Origin of the sequence: Streptomyces sp. NPDC047853, from assembly GCF_043204535.1 — a bacterium.
Classification (GTDB): Bacteria; Actinomycetota; Actinomycetes; order Streptomycetales; family Streptomycetaceae; genus Streptomyces.
On sequence record NZ_JBIDCI010000007.1, the window covers coordinates 319,851 to 338,842 of the forward strand.

17 protein-coding genes are annotated in these 18,992 nt (G+C 71.5%); 16 read left to right on the forward strand and 1 reads right to left on the reverse strand.

What is annotated here, in order from left to right; all coding sequences use genetic code 11:
• Positions 1–36 precede the first annotated feature (36 nt).
• Together efp and nusB are read left to right on the forward strand one after the other, a co-directional pair.
• Complete coding sequence (gene efp / locus ACGF5T_RS16690; protein WP_095933031.1) at positions 37–603, forward strand: elongation factor P; 567 nt, start codon at positions 37–39, stop codon at positions 601–603.
• Between the two features lie 2 nt (positions 604–605).
• Positions 606–1,043, forward strand: a complete 438-nt coding sequence (gene nusB / locus ACGF5T_RS16695; RefSeq protein WP_356605674.1) for a transcription antitermination factor NusB — start codon at positions 606–608, stop codon at positions 1,041–1,043.
• Positions 1,044–1,221: 178 nt separating this feature from the next.
• Here nusB and bldD read toward each other — a convergent pair whose 3' ends face one another.
• Positions 1,222–1,725, reverse strand: a complete 504-nt coding sequence (bldD, locus tag ACGF5T_RS16700; protein ID WP_007447547.1) for a transcriptional regulator BldD — start codon at positions 1,723–1,725, stop codon at positions 1,222–1,224.
• Between the two features lie 296 nt (positions 1,726–2,021).
• Here bldD and pyrR point away from each other — a divergent pair, with 296 nt between their 5' ends.
• From pyrR to ACGF5T_RS16770, 14 genes are all read left to right on the forward strand, one after another.
• Positions 2,022–2,639 carry a bifunctional pyr operon transcriptional regulator/uracil phosphoribosyltransferase PyrR gene (gene pyrR, locus ACGF5T_RS16705; protein WP_356605672.1) on the forward strand — a complete coding sequence of 206 codons (618 nt, stop codon included), beginning with the start codon at positions 2,022–2,024 and terminating at the stop codon, positions 2,637–2,639.
• 115 nt (positions 2,640–2,754) lie between these two features.
• Positions 2,755–3,786 (forward strand): aspartate carbamoyltransferase catalytic subunit, encoded by a 1,032-nt coding sequence (locus ACGF5T_RS16710; protein ID WP_356605670.1) that lies wholly within the window; start codon positions 2,755–2,757, stop codon positions 3,784–3,786.
• A gap of 4 nt (positions 3,787–3,790) precedes the next feature.
• On the forward strand, positions 3,791–5,077 hold the full coding sequence (locus ACGF5T_RS16715) for a dihydroorotase (protein WP_356605668.1): 1,287 nt from the start codon (positions 3,791–3,793) through the stop codon (positions 5,075–5,077).
• Positions 5,074–5,640 (forward strand): hypothetical protein, encoded by a 567-nt coding sequence (locus tag ACGF5T_RS16720; RefSeq protein ID WP_356605666.1) that lies wholly within the window; start codon positions 5,074–5,076, stop codon positions 5,638–5,640. The genes ACGF5T_RS16715 and ACGF5T_RS16720 overlap by 4 nt, the downstream gene beginning before the upstream one ends.
• Positions 5,637–6,794, forward strand: coding sequence for a glutamine-hydrolyzing carbamoyl-phosphate synthase small subunit (carA, locus tag ACGF5T_RS16725; protein WP_366769255.1), 1,158 nt, complete (start codon positions 5,637–5,639; stop codon positions 6,792–6,794). Before ACGF5T_RS16720 ends, carA begins: the two co-directional genes overlap by 4 nt.
• Complete coding sequence (carB, locus tag ACGF5T_RS16730) at positions 6,787–10,095, forward strand: carbamoyl-phosphate synthase large subunit (RefSeq protein ID WP_366769256.1); 3,309 nt, start codon at positions 6,787–6,789, stop codon at positions 10,093–10,095. Before carA ends, carB begins: the two co-directional genes overlap by 8 nt.
• 80 nt (positions 10,096–10,175) lie before the next feature.
• Entirely contained in the window at positions 10,176–11,282 is a 1,107-nt protein-coding gene (locus tag ACGF5T_RS16735; RefSeq protein ID WP_366769257.1) for a quinone-dependent dihydroorotate dehydrogenase, read from the forward strand.
• Entirely contained in the window at positions 11,279–12,133 is an 855-nt protein-coding gene (gene pyrF / locus ACGF5T_RS16740; RefSeq protein WP_356605658.1) for an orotidine-5'-phosphate decarboxylase, read from the forward strand. Before ACGF5T_RS16735 ends, pyrF begins: the two co-directional genes overlap by 4 nt.
• A 223-nt stretch (positions 12,134–12,356) precedes the next feature.
• The gene (locus ACGF5T_RS16745; RefSeq protein WP_003977346.1) at positions 12,357–12,680 is read left to right on the forward strand and encodes an integration host factor; all 324 of its coding nucleotides are present in this window, start codon (positions 12,357–12,359) and stop codon (positions 12,678–12,680) included.
• A 37-nt stretch (positions 12,681–12,717) separates the two neighbouring features.
• A complete protein-coding gene (gene gmk / locus ACGF5T_RS16750; protein WP_356605656.1) occupies positions 12,718–13,311 on the forward strand; it encodes a guanylate kinase in 594 nt (197 codons plus the stop codon).
• Positions 13,312–13,387: 76 nt separating this feature from the next.
• On the forward strand, positions 13,388–13,660 hold the full coding sequence (gene rpoZ, locus ACGF5T_RS16755) for a DNA-directed RNA polymerase subunit omega (RefSeq protein ID WP_003977348.1): 273 nt from the start codon (positions 13,388–13,390) through the stop codon (positions 13,658–13,660).
• A gap of 127 nt (positions 13,661–13,787) precedes the next feature.
• Positions 13,788–14,990 (forward strand): bifunctional phosphopantothenoylcysteine decarboxylase/phosphopantothenate--cysteine ligase CoaBC, encoded by a 1,203-nt coding sequence (coaBC, locus tag ACGF5T_RS16760; protein WP_356605654.1) that lies wholly within the window; start codon positions 13,788–13,790, stop codon positions 14,988–14,990.
• A gap of 241 nt (positions 14,991–15,231) precedes the next feature.
• Positions 15,232–16,440 (forward strand): methionine adenosyltransferase, encoded by a 1,209-nt coding sequence (gene metK / locus ACGF5T_RS16765; RefSeq protein WP_356605652.1) that lies wholly within the window; start codon positions 15,232–15,234, stop codon positions 16,438–16,440.
• 227 nt (positions 16,441–16,667) lie between these two features.
• Positions 16,668–18,818 carry a primosomal protein N' gene (locus ACGF5T_RS16770; protein WP_366769258.1) on the forward strand — a complete coding sequence of 717 codons (2,151 nt, stop codon included), beginning with the start codon at positions 16,668–16,670 and terminating at the stop codon, positions 18,816–18,818.
• The last annotated feature ends 174 nt before the right edge of the window (positions 18,819–18,992 follow it).

Here is an 18,992-nt window from a genome sequence, read left to right on the forward strand (position 1 = left end):
CGTCCACGTCAGTCCAGTCCAGGAGATTCCGCAACCGTGGCTTCCACGAACGACCTCAAGAACGGCATGGTGCTCAAGCTCGAAGGCGGCCAGCTCTGGTCCGTCGTCGAGTTCCAGCACGTCAAGCCCGGCAAGGGCCCGGCCTTCGTGCGCACCAAGCTCAAGAACGTGCTTTCCGGCAAGGTCGTCGACAAGACCTTCAACGCCGGCGTCAAGGTCGAGACGGCCACTGTCGACAAGCGTGACATGCAGTTCTCCTACATGGACGGCGAGTACTTCGTCTTCATGGACATGGAGACCTACGACCAGCTGCACGTCGACCGCAAGGCCGTCGGCGACGCCGCCAACTTCCTGATCGAGGGCTTCACCGCCACCGTCGCGCAGCACGAGGGCGAGGTGCTCTTCGTCGAGCTGCCGGCCGCCGTCGAGCTGGTCATCCAGGAGACCGAGCCGGGCGTGCAGGGCGACCGCTCCACCGGCGGCACCAAGCCCGCCACCCTGGAGACCGGTCACCAGATCAACGTCCCGCTCTTCATCACCACCGGTGAGAAGATCAAGGTCGACACCCGCACGAGCGACTACCTCGGCCGGGTGAACAGCTAACCGTGGCTGCCCGCAACACGGCCCGCAAGCGCGCCTTCCAGATCCTCTTCGAGGGCGATCAGCGCGGCGCCGACGTCCTGACGGTGCTCGCCGACTGGGTCCGGCACTCCCGGTCCGACACCCGGCAGCCGCCGGTGAGCGAGTACACGATGGAGCTGGTCGAGGGCTACGCCGAGCGCGCCAAGCGCATCGACGAGCTCATCGCCCAGTACTCGGTCGGCTGGACGCTGGACCGCATGCCGGTCGTCGACCGCAACATCCTGCGTCTGGGTGCGTACGAGCTGATCTGGATGGACGCGACCCCGGACGCCGTCGTCCTGGACGAGATGGTGCAGCTGGCGAAGGAGTTCTCCACGGACGAGTCGCCCGCTTTCGTCAACGGCCTGCTCGGCCGGCTGAAGGACCTCAAGCCCTCGCTGCGTCGCGACGACGAGAGCTGAGCGGCGCCCCGGGGGAGACGCCCACCCTGCCGGAGGGCCCACGGCCATGTGCTGTGGGCCCTGCGGCGTTCTCCGGCCGCCGCGCGCCGCACGGGGCTCATGACAAAGCCGCCGGGGTGGCCGGGACCCTTGGTCCCGGCCACCCCGGCGGCACGTTTCTGCTGAGCCGGTCGCGGCCTCAGAGCTCCTCGTGCGACGCGACCGCGCGGCGCGCGTCCGCGTCCAGGACGCCCCAGCTGATCAGCTGCTCGGTGAGGACCGAGGGGGACTGGTCGTAGATGACGGCGAGCGTGCGCAGATCGTCCTGGCGGATCGAGAGCACCTTGCCGTTGTAGTCACCGCGCTGCGACTGGATCGTGGCCGCGTACCGCTGCAGCGGGCCCGCCTTCTCGGCCGGCACGGTGGCCAGCCGCTCCAGGTCCAGGACCAGCTTCGGCGGCGGCTCGGCGGCGCCGCCGGGGGTGGTGCCCGGCAGCAGCTCCTGCACGGGGACGCCGTAGAAATCCGCCAGCTCGGCGAGGCGCTGCACGGTCACGGCTCGGTCACCGCGCTCGTACGAACCGACCACGACGGCCTTCCAGCGGCCCTGTGACTTCTCCTCGACACCGTGGAGGGAAAGGCCCTGCTGGGTGCGGATGGCCCGGAGCTTGGCCCCGAGCTGTTTGGCGTATTCGCTGGACATATGGCTCCCCGGACAAGGTGTCGACGCGGACTGCTGTTGCGTGCCGCGCGGCTGGTAACTCACTGTGAGGTTACGCAGCGTTACTCTCCTGCGTCAAGCCGAATGGTCCGCACCGACGCTTCCGTGATATCCGCTCTCCATTGCTCCAAGCGGGTGACATGAGGGCGGCAGAAGGGTGACGGGGGAGTGTCCGGGGGGTCACCGGGGCCGCTCTGTGAGCCTGATACCGTGGGTGACGCACATCCCGACGTCCTTTAAGGTCCGTCCCGTGAGGCGGAGAAGGAGGTCCGTTTCGTATGGACAAGCACAGCAGGCACGACGAGCGTGACGAGCCGGGCACGCGGGCCGACGCCCAGGCGGACGCCAGGCCCGTTCTCGAAGGGCCCGACATCGCACGGGTCCTGACCCGCATCGCCCACGAGATCGTCGAACGCGCCAAGGGCGCCGACGACGTGGTGCTCCTCGGCATCCCGACCCGTGGCGTCTTCCTCGCCCGGCGGCTCGCCGACAAGCTGGAGCAGATCACCGAGCGGAAGATGCCGGTCGGCTCGCTCGACATCACCATGTACCGCGACGACCTGCGCATGCACCCGCCGCGCGCCCTGGCCCGCACCGAGATCCCCGGTGACGGCATCGACGGCCGCCTGGTCGTCCTCGTCGACGACGTGCTCTTCTCCGGCCGCACCATCCGCGCCGCCCTCGACGCGCTGAACGACATCGGCCGCCCGCGCGCGGTGCAGCTCGCCGTCCTCGTCGACCGCGGCCACCGTGAACTGCCCATCCGCGCCGACTACGTCGGCAAGAACCTCCCGACGTCGCTGCGGGAGACGGTCAAGGTCCAGCTCGCCGAGGAGGACGGTCGCGACACCGTGCTGCTCGGCGCCAAGCCGGCCGCCCCGGGCGCCCACCCGTAGCAACCTCACGTACGCGCGCCCTCGTGCCGTACACCCGCTCGGTGTGCCCACGCGCACGCCCGGCCGCCCGAATTATCCCGCTCTTCCGCAAGAATCGCCCTACGGAGCCTGACAGATGCAGCGTCATCTCATCTCGGCCGCCGACCTCACCCGCGACGACGCCGTCCTGATCCTCGACACCGCCGAGGAGATGGCCCGGGTCGCGGACCGGCCGATCAAGAAACTGCCGACCCTGCGCGGCCGTACCGTCGTCAACCTCTTCTTCGAGGACTCGACCCGGACCCGGATCTCCTTCGAGGCGGCCGAGAAGCGCCTGTCCGCGGACGTCATCAACTTCACCGCCAAGGGATCGAGCGTCTCCAAGGGCGAGTCGCTCAAGGACACCGCGCAGACCCTGGAGGCGATGGGCGTCGACGCCGTCGTCATCCGGCACGGCGCCTCGGGCGCCCCCTACCGCCTGGCCACCTCGGGCTGGATCGACGCCCACGTCATCAACGCCGGTGACGGCACCCACCAGCACCCCACGCAGGCCCTGCTGGACGCCTTCACCATGCGCCGTCGGCTGGTCGGCCGCGACGCCGGCCTCGGCAAGGACCTCGACGGCCGCCGCGTCACCCTGGTCGGCGACATCCTGCACAGCCGCGTCGCCCGCTCCAACGTCGACCTGCTGCACACCCTCGGCGCCGAGGTCACCCTCGTCGCACCGCCCACCCTGCTGCCGGTCGGCGTCGAGACCTGGCCCTGCGAGGTCTCCTACGACCTCGACTCCACGCTGACCAAGTCCGACGCGGTGATGCTGCTGCGCGTGCAGCGCGAACGCATGAACGCCGCGTTCTTCCCCACCGAGCGCGAGTACTCCCGCCGCTACGGCCTCGACGGCGAGCGCATGGCGAAGATGCCCGACCACGCCATCGTCATGCACCCCGGCCCGATGGTGCGGGGCATGGAGATCACCGCCGAGGTCGCCGACTCCGACCGCTGCACCGTCGTCGAGCAGGTCACCAACGGCGTCTCCGTCCGGATGGCCGTCCTGTACCTGCTGCTCGGCGGCGCCGAGCCCGCCGTCGCCCACCCGTCGCCCGCCACCACCCTTTCAACGAGGCGCTCCGCGCCCGCCTCCGAACTCCGCACCACCGAGGAGAAGTAAGACGATGAGCAAGACCCTGATCCGCGGTGCGAAGGTGCTCGGCGGCGAGCCGCAGGACGTGCTGATCGACGGCGGCACCGTCGCCGAGGTCGGCACCGGCCTGTCCGCCGAGGGCGCCGAGGTCGTCGAGGCGGCCGGCCAGGTGCTGCTGCCGGGCCTGGTCGACCTCCACACCCACCTGCGCGAGCCCGGCCGCGAGGACTCCGAGACGGTCCTGACCGGCACCCGCGCGGCGGCGAGCGGCGGCTACACCAACGTCTTCGCCATGGCCAACACCTTCCCGGTCGCCGACACCGCCGGCGTCGTCGAGCAGGTCTGGCGGCTCGGCCAGGAGTCCGGCTACTGCGACGTGCAGCCCATCGGCGCCGTCACCGTCGGCCTGGAGGGCAGCAAGCTCGCCGAGCTGGGCGCGATGCACGAGTCCGCGGCCGGCGTCACCGTCTTCTCCGACGACGGCAAGTGCGTCCACGACGCGGTGATCATGCGCCGCGCCCTGGAGTACGTGAAGGCCTTCGGCGGCGTCGTCGCCCAGCACGCCCAGGAGCCCCGGCTCACCGAGGGCGCCCAGATGAACGAGGGCGTCGTCTCCGCCGAGCTGGGCCTCGGCGGCTGGCCGGCGGTCGCCGAGGAGTCGATCATCGCGCGGGACGTGCTGCTCGCCGAGCACGTCGGCTCCCGCGTCCACATCTGCCACCTCTCGACGGCCGGCAGCGTCGAGATCGTCCGCTGGGCCAAGTCCCGCGGCATCGACGTCACCGCCGAGGTCACCCCGCACCACCTGCTCCTCACCGACGAGCTGGTCCGGTCGTACAACCCGGTCTACAAGGTCAACCCGCCGCTGCGCACCGAGCGGGACGTGCTCGCCCTGCGCGAGGCGCTCGCCGACGGCACCATCGACATCGTCGCCACCGACCACGCCCCGCACCCGCACGAGGACAAGGACTGCGAGTGGGCCGCCGCCGCCATGGGCATGGTGGGCCTGGAGACCGCCCTGTCGGTGGTCCAGGAGACGATGGTGGACACGGGCCTGCTGGACTGGGCCGGCGTCGCCGACCGGATGTCCTTCAAGCCCGCGCAGATCGGACAGGCCACCGGGCACGGCCGTCCCGTCTCGGCTGGTGAGCCCGCCAACCTCACCCTCGTCGACACGGCATACCGTGGCCAGGTGGACCCCGCGGGCTTCGCCTCGCGCAGCCGCAACACCCCCTACCAGGGGCGTGAGCTGCCGGGCCGTGTGACGCACACGTGGCTGCGGGGCAAGGCCACGCTCGTCGACGGGAAGCTCACGTGACACCTGTAATCCTGCTGGCCGCCGAGAAGGAATCGGCGGAAGTGACCGACTGGGCCGCCCGTATCGGCTGGGTCGTCGGCCTCGGCCTGTTCGTCGCGCTCGTCTACTGGCTGATGCGCGAGGGCTGGAAGTGGCGCAGCACCCTCCAGGGCGACCTTCCGGAGCTTCCTGACGCGCCGGACGCCCCCGGCCCGGCGAGACTGGGCATGAGCGGCCGCTACCACGGCTCCACCACCGCCGGTCAGTGGCTGGACCGCATCGTGGCGCACGGCCTGGGCACCCGCAGCCGGGTCGAGCTCACCCTGACGGACGCGGGACTGGACGTGGTGCGGCCCGGCGCGACCGACTTCTTCGTCCCCGTCACCGCGCTGCGCGAGGCCCGGCTCGACAAGGGCATCGCCGGCAAGGTGCTCACCGAGGGCGGCCTGCTGGTCGTCACCTGGGAGCACGGCGACAAGCTGATCGACTCCGGTTTCCGCTCCGACCACGCGGCCGAGCACAACGAGTGGGTCGAAACACTGAACGACATGATCAACAAGACGGAAACGGAAGGCGCACGATGACGACCTCCACCAGGGGAGTGTCCAGGACTCCCGCCGTACTCGTCCTGGAGGACGGCCGGATCTTCCGCGGCCGCGCCTACGGGGCCGTGGGGGCCACGTTCGGCGAAGCCGTGTTCTCCACCGGCATGACCGGCTACCAGGAGACCCTCACCGACCCGTCGTATCACCGCCAGGTCGTCGTGATGACCGCCCCGCACGTGGGCAACACCGGCGTCAACGACGAGGACATGGAGTCCAAGAAGATCTGGGTCTCCGGCTACGTCGTGCGCGACCCCGCGCGCGTGCCCTCCAGCTGGCGCTCCACGCGCACCCTGGACGAGGAACTGGCCGCCCAGGGCGTCGTCGGCATCTCCGGCATCGACACCCGCGCCCTCACCCGCCACCTGCGCGAACGCGGCGCCATGCGCGTCGGCATCTTCAGCGGCGACGCGATCCAGGACGACGCCGCGCTGCTGGTCCGCGTCCAGGAAGCCCCCGAGATGACCGGCGCCGACCTCTCCGCCGAGGTCGCCACCACCGAGGCGTACGTCGTCCCGGCGATCGGCGAGAAGAAGTTCACCGTCGCCGCGATCGACCTCGGCATCAAGGGCATGACCCCGCACCGCATGGCCGAGCGCGGCATCGAGGTGCACGTCCTGCCCGCCACGGCCACCGTCGAGGACGTCTACGCCGTCAACCCCGACGGCGTGTTCTTCTCCAACGGCCCCGGCGACCCCGCCACCGCCGACCACCCGGTCTCCGTGATGCAGGGCGTCCTGGAGCGCGGCACCCCGCTCTTCGGCATCTGCTTCGGCAACCAGATCCTGGGCCGCGCCCTCGGCTTCGGCACCTTCAAGCTGAAGTACGGCCACCGCGGCATCAACCAGCCGGTGCAGGACCGCACGACCGGCAAGGTCGAGGTCACCGCGCACAACCACGGCTTCGCCGTCGACGCCCCGCTCGACAAGGTCTCCGACACCCCCTACGGGCGCGCCGAGGTCTCCCACGTCTGCCTCAACGACAACGTGGTGGAAGGCCTCCAGCTCCTCGACCGGCCGGCCTTCAGCGTCCAGTACCACCCCGAGGCGGCGGCCGGCCCGCACGACGCCGCCTACCTGTTCGACCGCTTCACGTCTTTGATGAGCACCGCTTCGATGGAGGGCCAGCGTGCCTAAGCGCTCCGATATCCAGTCCGTCCTGGTCATCGGCTCCGGCCCGATCGTCATCGGCCAGGCCGCCGAGTTCGACTACTCCGGCACCCAGGCCTGCCGCGTGCTCAAGGCCGAGGGCCTGCGCGTCATCCTGGTGAACTCCAACCCGGCGACGATCATGACCGACCCGGAGATCGCCGACGCCACCTACGTCGAGCCGATCACCCCCGAGTTCGTCGAGAAGATCATCGCCAAGGAGCGCCCCGACGCGCTGCTGCCCACCCTGGGCGGCCAGACGGCGCTCAACACCGCCATCTCGCTGCACGGTAACGGCGTCCTGGAGAAGTACGGCGTCGAACTGATCGGCGCCAACGTCGAGGCCATCAACAAGGGCGAGGACCGCGACCTGTTCAAGGAGGTCGTCGAGGAGGTCCGCAAGAAGATCGGGCACGGCGAGTCGGCCCGCTCCTACATCTGCCACTCCATGGACGACGTCCTCAAGGGCGTCGAGGAACTCGGCGGCTACCCGGTCGTCGTCCGCCCCTCCTTCACCATGGGCGGCGCCGGCTCCGGCTTCGCGCACGACGAGGAGGAGCTGCGCCGCATCGCCGGGCAGGGCCTCACCCTCTCGCCGACCACCGAGGTGCTCCTGGAGGAGTCCATCCTCGGCTGGAAGGAGTACGAGCTGGAGCTGATGCGCGACAAGAACGACAACGTCGTGGTCGTCTGCTCCATCGAGAACTTCGACCCCATGGGCGTCCACACCGGCGACTCGATCACCGTCGCCCCCGCGATGACGCTGACCGACCGCGAGTACCAGGTGCTGCGCGACGTCGGCATCGCGATCATCCGCGAGGTCGGCGTCGACACGGGCGGCTGCAACATCCAGTTCGCGGTCGACCCGGCGGACGGCCGCGTCATCGTCATCGAGATGAACCCGCGCGTGTCGCGTTCCTCGGCGCTCGCCTCCAAGGCGACCGGCTTCCCGATCGCGAAGATCGCGGCCAAGCTCGCCGTGGGCTACACGCTGGACGAGATCCCCAACGACATCACGCAGGAGACCCCGGCCTCCTTCGAGCCCACGCTCGACTACGTGGTGGTCAAGGCTCCGCGCTTCGCCTTCGAGAAGTTCCCCTCGGCGGACTCCACGCTGACGACCACCATGAAGTCGGTCGGCGAGGCCATGGCCATCGGCCGCAACTTCACCGAGGCCTTCCAGAAGGCGCTGCGCTCCCTGGAGAAGAAGGGCAGCCAGTTCACCTTCGTCGGCGAGCCCGGCGACAAGACCGCGCTCCTCGAAGAGGCCGTCCGGCCCACCGACGGCCGGATCAACGCCGTCATGCAGGCCATCCGCGCCGGCGCCACGCCCGAGGAGGTCTTCGCGTACACGAAGATCGACCCCTGGTTCGTGGACCAGCTCTTCCTGATCAAGGAGATCGCCGACGAGCTGGCCGCAGCCCCCGAGCTGACCCCCGACCTGCTCGCCGAGGCCAAGCGACACGGCTTCTCCGACCAGCAGATCGGCGAGATCCGCGGCCTGCGCGAGGACGTCGTCCGCGAGGTCCGGCACGCGCTCGGCATCCGCCCGGTCTACAAGACGGTCGACACCTGCGCCGCCGAGTTCGCCGCGCGGACGCCGTACTTCTACTCCTCCTACGACGAGGAGAGCGAGGTCGCGCGCCGCGAGAAGCCGGCCGTGATCATCCTGGGCTCCGGTCCGAACCGCATCGGCCAGGGCATCGAGTTCGACTACTCCTGCGTGCACGCCTCCTTCGCGCTCAGCGACGCCGGGTACGAGACCGTGATGGTCAACTGCAACCCGGAGACCGTCTCCACCGACTACGACACCTCCGACCGGCTGTACTTCGAGCCGCTCACCCTGGAGGACGTCCTGGAGATCGTCCACGCGGAGCAGCAGGCCGGCCCCCTCGCGGGCGTGATCGTCCAGCTCGGCGGCCAGACCCCGCTGGGCCTGTCCCAGGCGCTCAAGGACAACGGCGTGCCGGTCGTCGGCACCTCGCCCGAGGCCATCCACGCCGCCGAGGACCGCGGCGCCTTCGGCCGGGTCCTGAAGGAGGCGGGCCTGCCCGCCCCCAAGCACGGCACCGCCACCACCTTCACCGAGGCCAAGGCCATCGCCGACGAGATCGGCTACCCGGTCCTCGTGCGGCCCTCCTACGTCCTCGGCGGACGTGGCATGGAGATCGTCTACGACGAGACCCGCCTGGAGTCGTACATCGCCGAGTCGACCGAGATCAGCCCGTCCCGCCCGGTCCTGGTCGACCGGTTCCTGGACGACGCCATCGAGATCGACGTCGACGCCCTGTACGACGGCGAGGTGCTGTACCTCGGCGGCGTCATGGAGCACATCGAGGAGGCCGGCATCCACTCCGGTGACTCGGCGTGCGCCCTGCCCCCGATCACGCTGGGCGGCTTCGACATCAAGCGGCTGCGCGCCTCCACCGAGGGCATCGCCAAGGGCGTCGGCGTGCGCGGCCTGATCAACATCCAGTTCGCGCTGGCCGGGGACATCCTCTACGTCCTGGAGGCCAACCCGCGCGCCTCGCGCACCGTCCCCTTCACCTCGAAGGCGACCGCGGTGCCGCTGGCCAAGGCCGCCGCCCGCATCTCGCTCGGCGCCACCATCGCCGAGCTGCGCGCCGAGGGCCTGCTCCCGGCCACCGGTGACGGCGGCGAGCTGCCGCTGGACGCGCCGATCTCCGTCAAGGAGGCCGTGATGCCGTGGTCCCGCTTCCGGGACATCCACGGCCGCGGCGTCGACACCGTCCTCGGCCCGGAGATGCGGTCCACCGGCGAGGTCATGGGCATCGACTCCGTCTTCGGCACGGCCTACGCCAAGTCGCAGGCGGGCGCCTACGGGCCGCTGCCGACCAAGGGGCGCGCCTTCATCTCGGTCGCCAACCGCGACAAGCGCTCGATGATCTTCCCGGCGCGTGAGCTGGTCGCCCACGGCTTCGAGCTGATGGCCACCTCCGGCACCGCCGAGGTCCTGCGCCGCAACGGCATCAACGCCACCGTCGTGCGCAAGCAGTCCGAGGGCACCGGCCCGAACGGCGAGAAGACCATCGTCCAGCTGATCCACGACGGCCAGGTCGACCTCATCGTCAACACCCCGTACGGCACCGGCGGCCGCCTCGACGGCTACGACATCCGCACGGCGGCCGTGGCCCGCTCCGTGCCGTGCCTGACGACCGTCCAGGCGCTCGCCGCGGCGGTCCAGGGCATCGACGCCCTCAACCACGGCGACGTGGGAGTGCGCTCCCTCCAGGAACACGCCGCGTTCCTGACCGCGGCCCGCGACTAGCAGCCCCGAGGGGGACACCGGAAACGGTGTCCCCCTCTTCATGAGGACGGTTCCTCATGAGGACACCGAGAGCCTGAGAGATGTACGAACTCTTCTTCCGCCTGGTCTTCCGACGGATGGACCCGGAGACCGCCCACCACCTGGCCTTCCGCTGGATCCGCCTCGCCGTCCGCGTCCCCGTCCTGCGCACCTTCGTCGCGGCCGTGCTCGCCCCCCGGTACAAGGAGCTGCGCACCGAGGCCTTCGGCCTGCGGATGCACGGCCCCTTCGGGCTGGCCGCCGGCTTCGACAAGAACGCGGTCGCCGTCGACGGGATGGCGATGCTCGGCTTCGACCACGTCGAGATCGGCACCGTCACCGGGGAGCCGCAGCCCGGCAACCCCAAGAAGCGGCTGTTCCGCCTGGTCGGCGACCGGGCCCTGATCAACCGCATGGGCTTCAACAACGACGGCTCGCTCGCCGTGGCCGCCCGCCTGGCCTCCCGGACGCCCGTCCTGCGGACGGTCGTCGGCGTCAACATCGGCAAGACCAAGGTCGTGCCCGAGGAGGAGGCGGCCGGCGACTACGTGAAGTCGGCCGAACGACTGGCGCCCTACGCCGACTACCTGGTCGTCAACGTGTCGTCGCCGAACACGCCGGGCCTGCGCAACCTCCAGGCGGTCGACCACCTGCGTCCGCTGCTGAGCGCCGTCCGCGAGGCCGCCGACCGCGCGGTCACCGCACGGCGCGTCCCCCTCCTGGTCAAGATCGCGCCGGACCTCGCCGACGAGGACGTCGACGCGGTCGCCGACCTGGCCGTGGAGCTGGGCCTCGACGGCATCATCGCCACCAACACCACCGTCGCGCGCGAAGGGCTGGGCCTCACCTCCTCGCCCGTCCTCGTCCGGGAGACCGGCGGCCTCTCCGGCGCCCCCCTCAAGGAGCGGTCCCTGGAGGTGCTGCGCCGCCTCTACGCGCGCGTGGGCGACCGCATCACCCTGGTGGGCGTCGGCGGCGTCGAGAGCGCCGAGGACGCCTGGCAGCGCATCCTGGCGGGCGCCACCCTGGTCCAGGGCTACAGCGCCTTCGTCTACGAAGGGCCCTTCTGGGGCCGCGCCGTCCACAAGGGCCTCGCCGCGCGCCTGCGGCAGAGCCCGTACGCCACCCTCGCCGACGCGGTCGGCGCCGACGTGAGGAAGTCCCGATGAGCGGCACGGCGGTACCCGAACCCTTCGGCGCCCGGCTGCGCCGCGCGATGGACGAGCGCGGCCCGCTGTGCGTCGGCATCGACCCGCACGCCTCCCTGCTCGCCGAGTGGGGTCTCGGCGACGACGTGGCGGGCCTGGAGCGCTTCAGTCGCACTGTGGTGGAGGCGGTGGCCGACCGGGTGGCCGTCCTCAAGCCGCAGAGCGCCTTCTTCGAGCGCTTCGGCTCGCGCGGCGTCGCCGTCCTGGAGAAGGCGGTCGAGGAGGCCCGGGCGGCCGGCGCCCTGGTCGTCATGGACGCCAAGCGCGGCGACATCGGCTCGACCATGGCCGCGTACGCCGAGTCGTTCCTGCACAGGGACGCCCCGCTGTTCTCCGACGCGCTGACCGTCTCGCCGTACCTCGGGTACGGCTCCCTGAAGCCGGCCGTCGACATGGCGCGCGAGAACGGCGCGGGCCTGTTCGTCCTGGCGCTGACCTCGAACCCGGAGGGCGGCGAGGTCCAGCACGCGGTGCGCGCGGACGGGCGGGGCGTCGGGGCGACGATGCTGGCGCACCTGGCCGCCGAGAACGCGGGCGAGGAGCCGCTCGGCTCCTTCGGCGCCGTGGTGGGCGCCACCCTCGGCGACCTGTCGTCGTACGACCTGGACATCAACGGCCCGCTCCTGGCACCGGGCATCGGCGCCCAGGGGGCCACCCCCGCGGATCTGCCGCGGGTCTTCGGCGCCGCGTCGCGCAACGTCGTACCCAACGTCAGCCGGGGTGTTCTCCGTCACGGCCCCGATGTGGACGCCTTGCGGACGGCCGCGGACCGCTTCGCGGAGGAGATCCGTGGCGCGGTCACGACCGCCTGAGCCTGGATACATCCTCAAATCCGAGGCAATATGTCAGGAATGTCCGTCCTGACGGAGGCTGACCAGGACTTTTCCGCTGTTCTCGCTGACTCTGAAGGACTTGGACGCTAGTCTCCGGGAAGAGTCAACGGGCGAGCGTGTTGCTCGTGGCTCCCCAGGTGTGGGGCGACTAGGTTCCTCACCGGTCCGTATCCGACAGTTCGACATCCGAGGTGACGTAGGCGTGGCTCTTCCGCCCCTTACCCCTGAACAGCGCGCAGCCGCGCTCGAAAAGGCCGCCGCGGCTCGCCGGGAGCGGGCCGAGGTCAAGAATCGACTCAAGCACTCCGGCGCCTCCCTCCACGAGGTCATCAAGCAGGGCCAGGAGAACGACGTCATCGGCAAGATGAAGGTCTCCGCCCTCCTCGAGTCCCTGCCGGGCGTGGGCAAGGTCCGTGCCAAGCAGATCATGGAGCGACTGGGCATCTCCGAGAGCCGCCGTGTGCGCGGGCTCGGTTCCAACCAGATCGCCTCCCTGGAGCGCGAGTTCGGCAGCACCGGCAGCTGAGTCCGGACCACTCCGGGATTGCTGGAATAATCGCTGCATGGCTGCAACACCCCGGGGGACGTCCCCCGTACCCCCGGACGCACGTCCGCGGCTGACCGTGCTCTCCGGCCCCTCGGGGGTCGGCAAGAGCACGGTCGTCGCCCATATGCGCATGGAACACCCCGAGGTATGGCTGTCGGTCTCGGCGACGACCCGCCGGCCCCGCCCCGGCGAGCAGCACGGCGTCCACTACTTCTTCGTCACCGACGAGGAGATGGACAAGCTGATCGCCAACGGTGAGCTGCTGGAGTGGGCCGAGTTCGCCGGCAACCGCTACGGCACACCGCGTACGGCCGTCCTGGAGCGCCTGGAGGCCGGTGAGCCGGTGCTCCTGGAGATCGACCTCCAGGGCGCGCGGCAGGTCCGCGAGTCCATGCCGGAGGCCCAGCTGGTCTTCCTGGCCCCGCCCTCCTGGGAGGAGCTGGTGCGCAGGCTCACCGGCCGGGGGACCGAACCGCCGGAGGTGATCGAGCGCCGGCTCGCCGCGGCCAAGGTGGAGCTGGCGGCCGAGTCGGAGTTCGACGAGACCCTGGTCAACACCTCCGTCGAGGACGTGGCCCGCGAGCTGCTAGCCTTGACGAACGTCGTGTGATCGTTACTGGTCAGTCTGTACTGATCACCCTGTGATCACCCCGACTTCATCTTTCCCATCCATCGGAAGGTAGAGCGTGTCCTCTTCCATCTCCGCGCCCGAGGGCATCATCAACCCGCCGATCGACGAGCTCCTCGAGGCCACGGACTCGAAGTACAGCCTCGTGATCTACGCGGCCAAGCGGGCCCGCCAGATCAACGCGTACTACTCGCAGCTCGGCGAGGGCCTCCTCGAGTACGTCGGTCCGCTGGTGGACACCCACGTCCACGAGAAGCCGCTCTCGATCGCGCTGCGCGAGATCAACGCGGGGCTGCTGACCTCCGAGGCCATCGAAGGCCCGGCGCAGTAACACCGGCGGTACTATTTTCAGCCTCGCGCTGACTTTTCCACAGGCCCGGCAGTCCGACTGTCGGGCCTGTGGTGTGTGATGGGTCGTACGCGTGGTCCGAGCGCGTTATCCGAGCCGGGGAGAGACGGTGGACAAGCCCAAGGTCGTTCTGGGGGTCAGCGGCGGTATCGCCGCCTACAAGGCCTGCGAGCTGCTGCGCAGGTTCACCGAGTCGGGACACGAGGTACGGGTCGTCCCCACCGCCTCCGCGCTGCACTTCGTCGGCGCCGCCACCTGGTCCGCCCTCTCGGGCAACCCCGTGTCGACCGAGGTGTGGGACGACGTCCACCAGGTCCCGCACGTGCGCATCGGCCAGCACGCCGACCTGGTCGTCGTCGCCCCGGCCACCGCGGACATGCTCGCCAAGGCCGCCCACGGACTCGCCGACGACCTCCTCACCAACACGCTGCTCACCGCCCGCTGCCCGGTCGTCTTCGCCCCCGCCATGCACACGGAGATGTGGGAGCACCCGGCCACCCAGGAGAACGTGGCGACGCTGCGCCGCCGCGGGGCCGTCGTCGTCGAACCCGCCGTCGGCCGCCTCACCGGCGTCGACACCGGCAAGGGGCGGCTGCCCGACCCGGGCGAGATCTTCGAGGTGTGCCGCCGGGTCCTCGCCCGCGGTGCGGCCGAGCCCGACCTCGCCGGCCGCCACGTGGTCGTGAGCGCCGGCGGCACCAGGGAGCCCCTCGACCCGGTCCGCTTCCTCGGCAACCGCTCCTCGGGCAAGCAGGGCTACGCCCTGGCCCGCACCGCCGCCGCCCGGGGCGCCCGCGTCACGCTGGTCGCGGCCAACGCCTCGCTGCCGGACCCGGCCGGCGTGGACGTGGTCCCGGTGGGCACCGCCGTCGAGCTGCGCGAGGCGATGCTCACCGCCGCGGCGGACGCCGACGCCGTGGTCATGGCGGCGGCGGTCGCGGACTTCCGCCCGGCGACGTACGCCACCGGCAAGATCAAGAAGAAGGACGACCAGGAACCCGCGCCGATCACCCTCGTGCGCAACCCGGACGTCCTCGCGGAGATCGCCGCGGACCGGGCCCGACCGGGGCAGGTGGTCGTCGGCTTCGCCGCCGAGACGGACGACGTCCTCGCCAACGGACGGGCCAAGCTGAAGCGCAAGGGCTGCGACCTCCTCGTGGTGAACGAGGTGGGGGAGCGCAAGACCTTCGGCTCCGAGGAGAACGAGGCCGTGGTCCTCGGCGCCGACGGCACCGAGACCCCGGTGGCCCACGGTCCGAAGGAGGAGCTGGCCGAAACCGTGTGGGACCTCGTGGCCGAACGGCTCGGCTGAATGACTCATTCGTTCCGCCGGTCCTCGCGAACCCCGCGCATTCGAGCGTGGCGCCCCTGGCCATCGGCGCTTCGTTCTGGGCAGAATGCCCGTGCCGCAGGTCACAGCACTCCCGAGAGCTGAGACGGGTGGGTCCGCGGCCGAGTGCGACCGATAAACTGTTCTCGGACGTCGCCGGGTGCAGCTCCCCGTGCCGTCCACCAATGATCAGCCAGCAGCCGCTGCAACCCCAGGGAGCGTTGTGTCCCGTCGCCTTTTCACCTCGGAGTCCGTGACCGAAGGTCACCCCGACAAGATCGCTGACCAGATCAGCGACACCATTCTCGACGCGCTTCTGCGTGAGGACCCGACCTCCCGGGTCGCCGTCGAAACCCTGATCACCACCGGTCTGGTGCACGTGGCCGGTGAGGTCACCACCAAGGCCTACGCGGACATCGCCACGCTGGTCCGCGGCAAGATCCTGGAGATCGGCTACGACTCCTCGAAGAAGGGCTTCGACGGCGCTTCCTGCGGTGTCTCGGTCTCGATCGGCGCCCAGTCCCCGGACATCGCGCAGGGCGTCGACACGGCCTACGAGACCCGGGTCGAGGGCGACGAGGACGAGCTGGACCGGCAGGGCGCCGGCGACCAGGGCCTGATGTTCGGCTACGCGTCCGACGAGACGCCGACGCTGATGCCGCTGCCGGTCTTCCTGGCGCACCGCCTGTCCAAGCGCCTGTCCGAGGTCCGCAAGAACGGGACGATCCCGTACCTGCGTCCCGACGGCAAGACACAGGTCACCATCGAGTACGACGGCGACAAGGCCGTCCGACTTGACACAGTCGTCGTCTCGTCGCAGCACGCGAGCGACATCGACCTGGAATCGCTCCTCGCGCCCGACATCAAGGAATTCGTCGTCGAGCCGGAGCTGAAGGCGCTGCTGGACGACGGCATCAAGCTCGACACGGAGAACTACCGCCTCCTGGTCAACCCCACCGGTCGTTTCGAGATCGGCGGCCCGATGGGCGACGCCGGCCTGACCGGCCGCAAGATCATCATCGACACCTACGGCGGCATGGCCCGCCACGGCGGCGGCGCCTTCTCGGGCAAGGACCCGTCCAAGGTCGACCGCTCCGCCGCGTACGCGATGCGCTGGGTCGCCAAGAACGTGGTCGCCGCGGGCCTCGCCGCCCGCTGCGAGGTCCAGGTCGCCTACGCCATCGGCAAGGCCGAGCCGGTCGGCCTGTTCGTGGAGACCTTCGGCACCGCCAAGGTCGACGCGGAGAAGATCGAGAAGGCGATCGACGAGGTCTTCGACCTCCGTCCGGCCGCCATCATCCGCGACCTCGACCTGCTCCGCCCGATCTACGCCCAGACCGCCGCGTACGGCCACTTCGGCCGTGAGCTTCCCGACTTCACGTGGGAGCGCACGGACCGCGTGGACGCGCTGCGGCAGGCGGCCGGGCTGTAACGCGCCCGCCCGACGGCTACGCGGCGAGGCCCGGTGCCCCCACGGCGGGGGCACCGGGCCTCGGTGCGTCCGGGCTGCGGGCGCGGACGGCGTCCGCAGCCCGGGAGCGTCCGCCGGAGACGGCCGGTGGGGCGGCGTGGCGCACGGTGGGGGCGGGCCGCGGTCGGCGAACGGGCGCGGACCCGGGCCCGTCCTCGTTGTCAGTGGACTTTGGTAAGAATGCAGGCGTGAGCAGCGAGAACGAACCGGGGGGCGGCGGCGCGGAGGACGCGCCGCCCGAGCAGCTCGCGCTCATCCGGGAGAGCGTGCGCCAAGCGAAGGCGCCCCGTGCCAAGCCGCGGACCTGGCGCGGAGCGGCGCTGGCCAAGGAGCTGCCCGTGGCCAGGGTCCTCGTCGACAAGGGCGTACTCCACCTCGACCGGTACTTCGACTACGCCGTCCCCGAGGAGCTGGACGCCGACGCCCAGCCCGGTGTGCGGGTGCGGGTGCGCTTCGGCGCCGGACGCCACCGGGTGCGGGACGGCCGGCGCGAGGGGGGCGGGCTCATCGACGGCTTCCTGGTCGAGCGGCTCGCCGAGTCCGACTACGCGGGGCCCCTCGCCGCCCTGGCCCAGGTCGTGTCGCCCGAGCGGGTGCTCGACGAGGAGCTGCTGGGGCTCGCGCGGGCGGTCGCCGACCGGTACGCGGGCAGCCTCGCCGACGTGCTGCAGCTCGCCGTGCCCCCGCGCAACGCGCGTGCCGAGAAGCGGACCTCACCGGACCCGCTGCCCCCGCCGGCGGTGCCCGCCCCGGGCCCCTGGACGCGCTACGAGCAGGGAGCGGCCTTCGTCGCGGCCCTCGCCTCCGGTGGCGCGCCGCGCGCGGTGTGGAACGCCTTGCCCGGCCCGCAGTGGAGCGAGGAGCTGGCCCGGGCCGTCGCGGCGACGCTGGCCTCCGGGCGCGGCGCGCTCGTCGTCCTGCCGGACGGACGGGCCGTCGCCCGCGCCGACGCGGCACTGACCGCCCTGCTCGGCGAGGGACGGCACGCGGTGCTCACCGCCGACGCCGGGCCCGAGAAGCGGTACGCGCAGTGGCTGGCGGTGCGCCGGGGCGCGGTGCGGGCCGTCATCGGGACGCGCGCCGCCATGTTCGCGCCGGTGCGGGATCTGGGGCTGGTCGCCCTGTGGGACGACGGCGACGACAGCCACGGCGAGCCCCACGCCCCGCAGCCGCACGCGCGTGACGTCCTGCTGCTGCGCGCGGCCCAGGACCGGTGCGCCTTCCTGCTGGGGGCCTGGAGCTGCACCGTGGAGGCAGCCCAGCTCGTGGAGACCGGCTGGGCCCGGCCCCTGGTCGCCGCGCGGGAGCAGGTGCGGTCCGCCGCCCCGCTGGTGCGGACCGTGGGCGACGCGGACCTGGCGCGCGACGAGGCGGCCCGGGCCGCGCGGCTGCCGACCCTCGCCTGGCAGGTCGTCCGGGACGGACTGCGGCAGGGACCGGTGCTCGTGCAGGTGCCCCGGCGGGGCTACGTGCCGAGGATGGCGTGCGCCGCCTGCCGTACGCCCGCGCGGTGCCGGCACTGCTCCGGGCCGCTGGAGGGCCAGGAGTCCGACGCCGCGCTGCGCTGCGGCTGGTGCGGGCGCGAGGAGGGCGGCTGGCACTGTCCGGAGTGCGGGGCGTTCCGGCTGCGCGCACAGGTCGTGGGGGCCCGGCGCACGGCCGAGGAGCTGGGACGGGCGTTCCCGGCGGTCCCCGTGCGCACCTCGGGGCGCGAGCATGTGCTGGACACCGTGTCCGACGCTCCCGCCCTGGTCGTGAGTACACCGGGTGCCGAGCCCGTCGCGGAGGGCGGTTACGCGGCGGCCCTGCTGCTCGACGGCTGGGCGATGCTCGGACGGGCCGATCTGCGCGCCGGCGAGGACGCGCTGCGGCGCTGGCTGGCCGCCGCCGCGCTGGTGCGCTCGCAGGGCGCCGGGGGCACGGTCGTCGCGGTCGCCGAGCCGACCCTGCGGCCGGTGCAGGCCCTGGTGCGCTGGGACCCCGTCGGCCATGCGGTGCGGGAGTTGGCCGAGCGGGCCGAGCTGGGCTTCCCGCCGGTGTCCCGGATGGCGTCGGTGGCGGGCCCGCCGGACGCGGTGGCCGGTTTCCTGCGTTCCGTCGAGCTGCCGGCCGAGGCCGAGGTGCTGGGCCCGGTGCCGCTGCCGGTCACGTCCGCGGGGCGCCCCCGACGGGTGGGTGACCCGCCGCCTGGGGAGCACTGGGAGCGGGCGCTGGTCCGGGTGCCACCGGGACGCGGCGCGGCGCTGGCGGGTGCGCTGAAGGCCGCTCAGGCGGCCCGGATGGCGCGGGGGAGCGAGACGGCGGTGTGGGTGCGGATCGATCCGCCCGACATCGGGTGAGACGCGCCTGGGTGGACGGGGGCCCGTCGTCGCGCGCGGCGGGCGGCCGGCGGAGTGCAGATGGCGGCTTGCCGCCGGGGGGGGGTGCCCCTATGAGTTTGGTCAAGCTGATGGGGCGGGTTGGGGTTCGTAGAAGGTGCCGTCGCGGAGCATCGCGAAGAGCACGTCGGCTCG